Raw genomic sequence first — 8,454 nt, 5'->3', positions numbered from 1 at the left:
CGTCCGCGCGGGTTTCGAGAGCCTCTTCTGGTCGATCCTCCTCGGTTGGTGCGACGCCGCGCCCTGGGCGAAGACCTTGCTTCACATGCCGCGGCTGACCGAGGATGGGCCGCTCCACCGCGCGCTGGTCGACGTCGCGCGGGTGCGCGGCGGCGAGGCGCGGGCGGTGCACCGCGAAGAACGCGCGCTGCTCGAAAGCGCGCTGTCGCCGGACGAGTATTGGGATGCCGCGGTGCGCGCGAAGAAACGCAAGGAATTGCGGCGCCAGGCGAACCGGCTGGCCGAAGAGGGCGCGGTCGGCGTCCGGCGCTGGCAGGCGGGGGAGGGGCTCGATCCTTGGATCGATGCCTTCCTCACCCTCGAAGCGCGCGGCTGGAAGGGGCGCGCCGGATCGGCGCTCGCGAGCCATGGCGATACCGCGGCTTGGTTTCGCGCGATCCTGACCGGCGCGGCGGACGCGGGCAAGCTCGACATGCGCGCGCTCGATCTGGACGGCCGCCCGCTCGCGATGCTGGTCAACTTCCTTTGCCCGCCCGGCGGCTTTTCGTTCAAGACCGCGTTCGACGAACATTATGCCCGCTTCTCGCCCGGGGTGCTGCTGCAACAGGCGAATCTCGACCTGCTCGACGATCCGAAGATCGCGTGGGTCGACAGCTGCGCCGCGCCCGGTCACCCGATGATCGACAGCGTCTGGCGCGAACGCCGTTCGCTGGTCTGGGTCAATGTGCCGCTGTCGGCACCCGCCGACCGGCTGCGCTTTGCGATGCTGGACAAGGCCGAGCGCCTTTGGCGGCGCTGGAAGGGTGCCGCGGCACCCGCAAATGAAGTAGAAAGCCCGACATGACCGCGCACCAGCCGATCGACCGCGCCGTATTCCCCGCCGAAACGCTCGAGCGGATGGCGGCGCTCTATCCGCAGCGCGCGGGACTGCTGCACCACCATCTTCCCGACCATCCTTTGCTGTCGATCGAGGCGCTCGCGGTGCTCGGCGAAGGCCTGCCCGCCAGCGAGGTCGAATATAATCCGGGCGATGTGCCGATCGGCATCCGGCCCGAGGATGTGCCCTCGAACGGCCTGTCGATCGGCGAGACGATCCGCACGATCGACAGCAATGGCAGCTGGGCGGTGCTCAAGAATATCGAGAATGTCGCCGCCTATCGCACGCTGCTGATGGACCTGCTCGGCGAGCTCGAACCCGTCGTGAGCCCGCGCACCGGTGCGATGCTGACGCCGCAGGGCTTTATCTTCATATCGTCGCCGGGGTCGATCACGCCGTTCCACTTCGACCCCGAGCATAATATCCTGCTCCAGCTCAAGGGGCGGAAGGTGATGAACGTTTGGCCCGCGGGCGACGAACGCTTCGCGCATCGCCGCGAGCATGAGCGCTATCACACCGGCGGCCACCGCAATTTGCCATGGGAGGAGGCGTATAAGGACGACGCGCAGCAGGTGCCGCTCGGCCCCGGCGACGCGGTGCTGATGCCCGTGATGGCGCCGCATTTCGTCGCCAATGGCGATGCGCCGTCGATTTCGCTGTCGATCACCTGGCGCAGCGAATGGAGCTATCGCGAATCCGAAGCGCATGCCGCCAACGCCGCGCTGCGCCGCATGGGGCTCGACCCCGCGATGCCGCCGCGCTGGCCGAGCTATGCGTGGATGAAGACCGTCGGCTGGCGCGCCGCGCGCAAGCTGCGCCTCGTCGAATGACGCCTGTGACAGATTGCTTTCAATTGCCGCAAATTGCGGTTATGGGCGCGCATCCCGATATTTCGAGCCCATAGAGGATTGATGGCGAAAGAAGAACTTCTGGAAATGCGCGGCCAAGTGGTCGAACTGCTGCCCAACGCGATGTTTCGCGTCAAACTGGAAAACGACCACGAGATTCTGGGCCACACGGCCGGAAAGATGCGCAAGAACCGCATCCGCGTGCTGGTCGGCGACGAAGTGCTCGTCGAACTCACCCCCTATGACCTGACCAAGGGTCGGATCACCTATCGCTTCAAGTGAGCGGCGCGGCGAACTCTCCCGCGCCAATGCCGGCCCTTGTGCTTGCTTCGACATCGCCGCGCCGGCGTGAATTGCTGGCGCGGATCGGCCTTGTGCCGACGCGCATCGCGGCGCCCGAAATCGACGAGACCCCGCTGAAGGCCGAACTGCCGCGTGACTATGTCGCGCGGCTTGCCAAGGGCAAGGCGCTCGCGGTCGAGCGCGCGCCGGATGAGGTCGTGCTCGCCGGCGATACGACGGTCGCGGTTGGGCGCCGCATCCTGGAAAAACCGGCCGACGAGGCGGACCTGCGCCGGATGCTTGGCCTGCTGTCGGGACGGCGGCATCATGTCTATTCGGGGATTTGCGTGGTCGGAACCGATGGCAAGGCGCGCGTGCGCGTCGTCGATACGGTCGTCGCGTTCAAGGCGCTGAGCGCCGCCGAGATCGACCGCTATGTCGAATCGGGCGAGGGGATGGGAAAGGCGGGGGGCTATGCCATCCAGGGCCGCGCTGAAACCTTTGTCCGTTTTCTGTCGGGCAGCCATTCGAACGTCGTCGGCCTGCCCTTGTTCGAAACGCGCGCGCTGCTGACCAGCGCGGGAATCGCGCTTGGCTGAGTGGCTCTACGAAGCCGGAATCGGCGAAGCGCGCGCGGCGCTGGTCGAGGATGGCGCGATCGTCGAGGCCCGGATCGAGCGCGACCATGAAGGACCGCCCGTCGGCACCGTGCAACATGCCCGGCTGATCGAGGCGGGGAAAAAGCCGCTGGCCATGCTCGACGGACCGGGCGAGCAGCTTGTCTCGCTCGCCCGGTTGCCGCCCGGCATATCGATCGGTTCGCGGTTGAAGGTCGAAATTACGCGCGCGGCGCTGATGGAGCGCGGCCGCGACAAGCCCGGGCGAGCGAAGATCGCCGATCCCGACGCGGCGGTGGAGCCCGGACCCGACCTGCGCGCGCGGATCGCGATGACCGGGGTGAAGGTCGTCGATCTCGGGGCACCCGGATCCGACCGGCTGGAAGAGGCGGGCTGGTCGGAGATCGTCGGCCATGTGCAAGCCGGCCATTGGCCGTTCGATGGCGGCGCGCTGTGGGTCGACGCGACGCCCGCGATGGTGCTGATCGATATCGACGGCGACGGCGACCCGCTGGCGCTGGCCAAGGCGGGCGCGGCGGCCGCCGTCAGGGTGATCCGCTGCTGCGACATCACGGGATCGATCGGAATCGATTTTCCGTCGCTGGCGAGCCGGGCCGATCGGCATGCGATCGATGCGTTGATCGATACGCTTTTGCCGCAGCCGTTCGAGCGCACCGCGGTCAACGGGTTCGGCCTGATGCAGATCATCCGTCGCCGCGTGCGGCCCTCGCTGATCGAACAGATACGGCTCGATCCCATCGCCACCGATGGCGCCCTGCTGCTGCGGCAGGCGGAACGCGCGGTGGGTGCGGGGGTTTTGAAACTGACCGCGCGCGCCGCGGTCATCGATCATATCGGCGCCCAGCCGCGCTGGATCGAAATGCTGCAAAGACGTACAGGCCGGCCGGTCGAACTGATCGCCGACGCCCAGATCAAAGGAATGGGCCATGCCCAATAAGACATCCGCCAAATCGCAAATCTGCCCGCTGTGCGGCAAGCCGCGCGAGCCCGAATATAAGCCCTTTTGCAGCCGCGGCTGCCGCGACCGCGACCTGCTCGCCTGGTTCGGCGAAGGCTATCGCGTGCCGGTCGACCAGGCGCCCGACGGCACGGCCGACGACGATCGTTTCGACGATAACTGACCCCGAAATCGAGCGTCACAAAGCCTCTGGACAGGATGCGAAGCCCTGCCTATAGCCGCCGCTCGCCAGCGCGACCGACCGGTCGCAGCGGCCGTGCCCGGGTAGCTCAGTTGGTAGAGCATGCGATTGAAAATCGCAGTGTCGGCGGTTCGACCCCGTCCCCGGGCACCACTTTCCTCCTCTCCGACATGTCGCGTGCCGCACGCCGATCGTGATCGCCCGCAAACACCCGAATATCGCCGCAAGAAACGTCCTGAAAGGACGCAAATGCGCGGATTTTCGCCTCTACCAATGGGTTGTCGTGCGTGTTACTGCCGCGCGATGAACAGGATCGTGAACAAACTCAACCGGTTGTGGAAGGAGCGCGCGCACCGCGCCGCGGCCCATGCGGTGCTCGATACGCCCCCGGTCGTGCCGGCCGATGACGGACTGGTCCTGTTTTCCATGATCGGCACGCGGGTGCTGCTGCCCTATCTGGTCGCGGTCAAATCGCTGCATGCGCGCCTTCAACGCGGGCGCATCGTGATTCTCGACGATGGCACATTGACCGCCGGCGACCGGGACATAGTTGCGCAGCAACTCGGAACACCGCGCATCCTCTCGCTGGCGGACGTGGATACCGGTCCTTGTCCGCGCGGCGGTACGTGGGAACGGCTCCTCACGATTCTGGATGTGCGGGCGAGTGACTATGTGATCCAGCTCGATTCCGACACGGTGACGCTGGGCGACGTGCCCGAGGTCGCGGCCGCGATCGCACAGAATCGCAGCTTCACATTACGCGGCGACCGGGATTCGCGACTATTGTCCTTTGCCGAGATGGCGGGGAAGACCGACGATGCGGCTTTCCTGCACAACCCCGACGCGCATGTGCAGGGCGCGATCGAGAGCGGTCTCGACCGGGTCGCGCTGCCGATGCTCGCGAGTCCGCTCTATGTGCGGGGATGTTCTGGATTTGCCGGGTTCGCGCGCGGCGGCGACGGGCGCGCGCTCGCCGAGGCTTTTTCCGTCGAGGCGGAACGATTGCTCGGAGCCGAGCGCTGGGCGCGTTGGGGCAGCGAACAGGTAACGTCGAACATCGTTATCGCCAACGAACCCGATCCGTTGCTGCTGCCTTACGATCATTATCTCAACTTCTGGGACGAAGGCGTGCCACCCGACGCCCGCTTCGTCCATTTCATCGGCAGCTATCGCTTTAGCGGCAATGCCTATATCGACGCGACGCGCACAGCGATCGCGGCGCTGGGTCGGGTCTAGAGGGCGACGGCCGGAGCGGCCGGCATGCGTCGTCCGCGCACCAGTTCGATCAGGTCCCGCACCGTCTCGCGCGCGAACAGCGCCAGCCACAGGCAATAGATCGGTCCGCCGGTTGCGACGAGCACTGCCAGCCGCAAGGGCTGCGGCAACGCGGGCAGCATGCGATCGACCAGCATCACCACCGCGGCCATGGCGGTGGCGGCGAGGACCGGCGGTGCGACGGCGCGCAACAGCTCGCTTGGCCGGATGCCGATAACAGGCAAGCTTCGGACGGCGGCAAAGACGAGCAGCAACGGATAGGCGATCAGCCAGGCCCATGCGATGCCGATGATTCCCCACTGCGCGCCGACCAGAAATACGACCGGCATCAGCAGCGCCCCCGCCGCGGCATTGCCCGACGCGATACCCGGACGGCCGAGCGCGTCGGTTGCGGGGCGAAGCAAAGTGAACAGGGTCCAGAAGGGCATGGCGAGTGCCAGCGGCAGCAGCAACGGCGCAATCTCGCGCCATTTTTCGCCGAGCAATGTGAGGACGAGCGGCTCCGCCACCGCGGCGAGGCCGAAGAAGAACGGCATGGCGGCGACCATGATCGCGCGCGTCGAGCGCGTGAAGCCCGCGGCCAGCGCGGGCCGGTCATTCTGCATTCGCGAATAGGCGGCAAAGGCCACCTCGTTGAGCGGCGGCACGACCTTGTTGTTGAAGATCTGCGTCAGCAGCAGCGCGGTTGTGTAGATGCCGACCAGATGCGCCTCGAACCAGCGGCCGGCGACCAATATGTCCGCCTGGCTCTGGATGAAGCCGAAAAGCTGCGCGACCGCGATCAGCCCGCCATAGCGTGCGATCGAACCCGCGCCGCGGAAGTCGAAGCTGGGCCACATCCAGCTGCGCGCCGCGATCGTCAGGCCGAGTGCCCGCGTCGCGAACATGGCGATCGGCGCCCAGACGAGCGCCCACACGCCCCACCCGGCGAGCGCGCCACCGAGCGCCACGCCCGCGCCGATCAGCGCGGAGACGAGATTGACCTGCGCCTGACGCTGGAACTCCAGCGAGCGTGCGAGCTGCGCATAGGCGAGCGCGGAGAAGGGGACGGTGAGATAGATCAGCGCCTGCACCCGCAGCAGATCGGCGACCATCGGCTGGCGATAATAGGCGGCTGCCAAGGGGGCGCAGGCAATCTGGGCCACCGCGAGCGCGCCGTTGAGCAGCAGCAGCAGCCCGAAAATCTGCCTCAACTCGTGGGCGGCGACCTCGTCGCGCTGGATTATGGCACTGGCGAGGCCATAGCCGTTGAGCAGGTTGAACAGCATCAACATCACCTGGGTGAGCGCGAACAGGCCATAATCTTCGGGCGTCAGGATGCGGATGACGAGGAAGGTGGAGGCCCAGGCGACGATTTGCCCCGCAATCTGCGACCCCGAGCGCCAGATCACGGCGCGGCGGATCCGCTGACCGAAATCGGGTTCGGTCGCGGTATCCGGGCCAAGCGTCGTTTGGGGGGGAGTAGAAGAACCTGACATGGCGGCGAGCCTAGCAAACATTCGTTGGCAAAGCATTGCATGCGCGCGTCATTGCGGCGCAGCGCCGTTCTTACGCGGGGCATAGTCGTCCACCGGCGGCCGGACCACCGATGCGCGCTCGACCTTGACCCATATCGGCTTGCGCCCCAGCCGCGCGTTGAACAGGCTGTTGAACGTCGCCGGATCGGAAGCGGGGGAGTCGAGCGCTTCGCCATATTCGCGGCGCACCGCCGCCCGATCATAGCCCATCGTATTCAGCAGCGTGGGAAAGATGCGATAGTGGCTCGATGCATCGAAATGGCGCTTCGCGGCGGCGTCCCAGCGGCCGGGCGCGCCGATGATCGCGAGGGGCACCGCGCCCTCCTCGCTGGCGGGCGACGCGCTGCAATGCGTCGTCTTTCCCGAATGGCCGCGCTCGTGCAGATTCTGCCCGTGGTCGGAGGTATAGACGATCAGTGCGCCGCCGAGCCGGGCGCCGGCGAACAATCGATCGAAGAAGCCGCCCACCGTCCATGTCACCGTGTTGCGATACGCGTTGCGATAGAGGCGCCAGCTTTCGGCGCCGCTATACAGATTTTTGGGAATCCGGGTTTCGGTCACGACGGCGGATTCGTCGCGCGGTAGCGCGGGGCGGAAGAAATGGACGCTGTCGGGATATTTGTCGGCGACGGGGAAATGCGCGCCCATCTTGTTGACCAGGATGAATTCGCGCCGGTCGTTATTGAGCGCCGCGATCAGCGCATCCGCCGCGGCCATGTCGCGATCGACGACCGGCGTATCGCCGAACTGGACGAAGCGATCGATCTGACGCCGCTCGGCATCGTCCATGCCGTTCTGATAGGCGCCGCCGGTTCGCTGCGCGTCGATATAGATCGTCGCGAAGCCGGCATGTTTCGCATAGGTAAAGATCGACGGCATCGTCGCGTTGATCCGATGATAGGCATCGCGTGTCCCGCCATATCGAAGCGTCAGATTGCTTCCGAAACTGCAATTGGCGATCGAGGCGGCGAGCCCGAAATTGCTGACGGCGATGCCGGGCGGCGGCGATGCAAGGCCCGACCGCACCCCCGCGGTGTCGTTGATATCGAGGTATCGGCCGGCGATGCTTTCGTCGACGATCAGGATGATGTCGCCCTGTTCGGGTTGCGGGCGATGCGCGATGCGCACCGGTTGGCGCGCCATCGAAGGCTGCGTCGTGGCTTCAAATGCCGCGAGCGCCGAATAGGCGGTTCCGACCCAGGCGTTCGGCAGTCCGCGGCCGCCTTCGCCCCCGCGCACGAACAGCAGGATGGTCAGCATGGCGAGCCCCGCCAGCGGCGCGAGCGCCGCAGCGACGCCGGGCAGGGCGCGCCGGGCGCCCGGTTTCAGTCCGATGCCGACAAAGAGGAAGAATGCACTGGCAGCGGCCCATGCGATCGACGCGCCATATTGCGCGGCGGCGTCGTCGGCGAAGTCTGCCGAATGGGCCATGGTGACGAAGGCGTCATAGCTCATCGTATCGGCCGTGGCATCCTGAAAGCTGCCGACGAAGACGGAGGCGAGAGCAAATACCGCGGCCCAGCCCCAGCGCAGCAGCGGCCGACGGATGGAGGCCGCGCCCCAGAGGCAGGCGATCAGGCCGGCATAGAGGCCGGCATAGAGCAGGAGCGGCGCCGACAGCCCCAGCATGGCGACCCGCGCGGCGATCCCGGGAAGCTCAAAGGCCAGACCGAATGCCAGCAGCAGCATTTTGACCAGCGTGTTCGGGTTCGGCAAGGTCTGTGCCCGCATCGCTTATCCTTCGTCTTCGGGGGCTGAGCTTTTTGCCAGATCGCCTAACACAGGTTTCGCAATTGACACATAAGTGTAACCGAACCGAACGTTCGCCGTAACGTAAACTGTTGCTTTTTAGTCACGAATTGACGGAAAATCGGCTGT

9 protein-coding genes and 1 tRNA gene are annotated in these 8,454 nt (G+C 66.1%); 8 read left to right on the top strand and 2 right to left on the bottom strand.

Going from position 1 to position 8,454, the window contains the following annotated elements; all coding sequences use genetic code 11:
* The 8 genes from VJ811_RS01315 to VJ811_RS01280 form a co-directional block, all read left to right on the top strand.
* The coding region (locus VJ811_RS01315) for a GNAT family N-acetyltransferase (protein WP_324070450.1) at positions 1-844 on the top strand (844 nt) is incomplete at its 5' end.
* Entirely contained in the window at positions 841-1,707 is an 867-nt protein-coding gene (locus tag VJ811_RS01310) for a cupin-like domain-containing protein (protein WP_324070448.1), read from the top strand. The genes VJ811_RS01315 and VJ811_RS01310, both read left to right, overlap by 4 nt.
* Before the next feature lie 81 nt (positions 1,708-1,788).
* Positions 1,789-2,007: a translation initiation factor IF-1 gene (infA, locus tag VJ811_RS01305; protein WP_010162480.1), complete on the top strand. Its 219-nt coding sequence runs from the start codon at positions 1,789-1,791 to the stop codon at positions 2,005-2,007.
* Between the two features lie 26 nt (positions 2,008-2,033).
* Positions 2,034-2,606: a nucleoside triphosphate pyrophosphatase gene (locus VJ811_RS01300; RefSeq protein ID WP_324070427.1), complete on the top strand. Its 573-nt coding sequence runs from the start codon at positions 2,034-2,036 to the stop codon at positions 2,604-2,606.
* A complete protein-coding gene (locus tag VJ811_RS01295) occupies positions 2,599-3,582 on the top strand; it encodes a ribonuclease (RefSeq protein ID WP_324070425.1) in 984 nt (327 codons plus the stop codon). The genes VJ811_RS01300 and VJ811_RS01295 overlap by 8 nt, the downstream gene beginning before the upstream one ends.
* Positions 3,572-3,766: a DNA gyrase inhibitor YacG gene (locus VJ811_RS01290; RefSeq protein WP_324070423.1), complete on the top strand. Its 195-nt coding sequence runs from the start codon at positions 3,572-3,574 to the stop codon at positions 3,764-3,766. The genes VJ811_RS01295 and VJ811_RS01290 overlap by 11 nt, the downstream gene beginning before the upstream one ends.
* 95 nt (positions 3,767-3,861) lie before the next feature.
* Positions 3,862-3,937, top strand: a tRNA-Phe gene (locus VJ811_RS01285).
* Between the two features lie 162 nt (positions 3,938-4,099).
* Positions 4,100-5,020, top strand: coding sequence for a hypothetical protein (locus VJ811_RS01280; protein WP_324070421.1), 921 nt, complete (start codon positions 4,100-4,102; stop codon positions 5,018-5,020).
* Here the strand turns inward: VJ811_RS01280 and VJ811_RS01275 are convergent.
* Entirely contained in the window at positions 5,017-6,537 is a 1,521-nt protein-coding gene (locus VJ811_RS01275) for a lipopolysaccharide biosynthesis protein (RefSeq protein ID WP_324070419.1), read from the bottom strand. The genes VJ811_RS01280 and VJ811_RS01275 overlap by 4 nt on opposite strands.
* A gap of 48 nt (positions 6,538-6,585) precedes the next feature.
* The gene (locus tag VJ811_RS01270) at positions 6,586-8,307 is read right to left on the bottom strand and encodes a sulfatase-like hydrolase/transferase (protein ID WP_324070417.1); all 1,722 of its coding nucleotides are present in this window, start codon (positions 8,305-8,307) and stop codon (positions 6,586-6,588) included.
* Positions 8,308-8,454: the final 147 nt, after the last annotated feature.

Origin of the sequence: Sphingopyxis sp., from assembly GCF_035250425.1 — a bacterium.
Lineage (GTDB): Bacteria > Pseudomonadota > Alphaproteobacteria > Sphingomonadales > Sphingomonadaceae > Sphingopyxis.
Note: the sequence above shows the minus strand (reverse complement) of the source record. Positions and strands in the feature narration are given on the sequence as shown.

Excerpts from the sequence above, each read along its gene's own strand:
- VJ811_RS01300 (WP_324070427.1), top strand. The coding sequence starts at position 2,034 with ATGCCGGCCCTTGTGCTTGCTTCGACATCGCCGCGCCGGCGTGAATTG.
- VJ811_RS01275 (WP_324070419.1), bottom strand. The coding sequence starts at position 6,537 with ATGTCAGGTTCTTCTACTCCCCCCCAAACGACGCTTGGCCCGGATACC.
- infA (WP_010162480.1), top strand. The coding sequence starts at position 1,789 with ATGGCGAAAGAAGAACTTCTGGAAATGCGCGGCCAAGTGGTCGAACTG.
- VJ811_RS01290 (WP_324070423.1), top strand. The coding sequence starts at position 3,572 with ATGCCCAATAAGACATCCGCCAAATCGCAAATCTGCCCGCTGTGCGGC.
- VJ811_RS01310 (WP_324070448.1), top strand. The coding sequence starts at position 841 with ATGACCGCGCACCAGCCGATCGACCGCGCCGTATTCCCCGCCGAAACG.
- VJ811_RS01270 (WP_324070417.1), bottom strand. The coding sequence starts at position 8,307 with ATGCGGGCACAGACCTTGCCGAACCCGAACACGCTGGTCAAAATGCTG.